The following is a 1,420-nucleotide window of genomic DNA, read 5'->3' on the forward strand; positions in this document are numbered from 1 at the left end:
GCTGTATTCACGCTTGTATCTGCATATCTCACAGACAATATTGGATGCCGCCACAATGCGTCAGGAAGGGGTTTATCTCTTATTTTCTCCCAAAGCTTTTGACCACACACAGGATATAAAGTTTCAGTAAATAAAAACTTACTGATGAAAGCATGTGGAGGAGGATCGACGGTGATATAACAATCGGCCCTTTGCTCATTATAATCAGAGGGATGATTAACCATATCTAAAGTGAGTTCTATTTCTGGATACTGTCTATAGAAGTCTTCTAGTCGAGGAATCAACCAATTCACTGCGACTGAACTGTACAGAGCTAAGCGTATATGCCCAGGTTTTCCATGTTTAATAATCTGACTACTATCTGAAAGTAGACCCAATGCGCCACTCACATCTGTGAAATAACGCTCACCAACCTCTGTCAACGAAAAGGTCCGGCCTTGCCTGTAAAACATTGCTTCCCCAAGATACTCTTCAAGGATGCGTATTTGGTGACTCACGGCACTTTGTGTCACATTGAGGCTTTCTGCTGCTTTTGAAAAGCTGTTAAGCCGTGCAACGGACTCGAAGCACTGTATTGCACGCAGCGGTGGTAAATCCATTATTACCTCAGGTAATACTAAATATGTTTTATATCATTATACATCATACCGTTACTTGAATATACTGCCTGACAGATCGTTAAATCAGCATGAACCCATTGGGGTTTTAACAGTTTCTGAATTCTGAATAGGGCGGGGAGGCTAAGAATGCCAAAGATGAGTGTTGCATTTGCCATGACGCTATTGGTACTAGGAAATATCATTGCGGTCTTCTCAGACGCCTTGATAAAGGCCTTGCCCTCTGAGACGGCGGTATATCAATTTATCCTGTTTCGTCAATGCACAGCGGTTTTAATGCTGTTGCCATTTTGCTTAATTAATAAAAAGAACAAGTTATTCAGTAATATAAAATGGCACTTTGTTCGTAGTCACGTGTGGTTGTTAGGTGTGATATTCATGGTACTGTCTCTTCAAGTATTACCTCTCGCGACTGCGAACGCCATTTTTTATGCCGCCCCTTTATTTGTATTACCACTAGGTTTTTTATTTTATAAAGACAGATTAACCTTTCCAATTATAGCGGTATCTATGTTAGGTTTTGCTGGTATCCTCGTTATCGTACAACCAAAACAGATTAATTCAGGGGCAGTTTTTGCGCTTATAGTAGCGGTAACCATGGCGATAAACAATCTCTTAGTTCGTAAACTTCCACAAAATCATTCTGTCTATCAAACGCTACTTTTGACTAATTTATTAGGAATCCCGTTCGCGCTTGGGTTGGCTATTTGGGAGGGACAGCCATTTGACTGGCACTCATTGATTACGGCCGCCAGTTCAAATGTATTTATTTTGATTTATGCGGGTATATGCGTACAGGTGTA

2 protein-coding genes are annotated in these 1,420 nt (G+C 40.8%); one reads left to right on the forward strand and one right to left on the reverse strand.

The features are described 5' to 3' along the window. The coding region (locus tag PG901_RS13545; RefSeq protein WP_271134695.1) for a LysR family transcriptional regulator at positions 1 to 599 on the reverse strand (599 nt) is incomplete at its 3' end. 156 nt (positions 600 to 755) lie between these two features. Between PG901_RS13545 and PG901_RS13550 the strand changes: the two genes are divergently transcribed. Next, a partial coding sequence (locus PG901_RS13550; RefSeq protein ID WP_271134696.1) for a DMT family transporter occupies positions 756 to 1,420 on the forward strand: 665 nt, incomplete at its 3' end.

Source organism: Psychrobacter sp. ANT_H3 (assembly GCF_027919975.1).
Lineage (GTDB): Bacteria > Pseudomonadota > Gammaproteobacteria > Pseudomonadales > Moraxellaceae > Psychrobacter > Psychrobacter maritimus.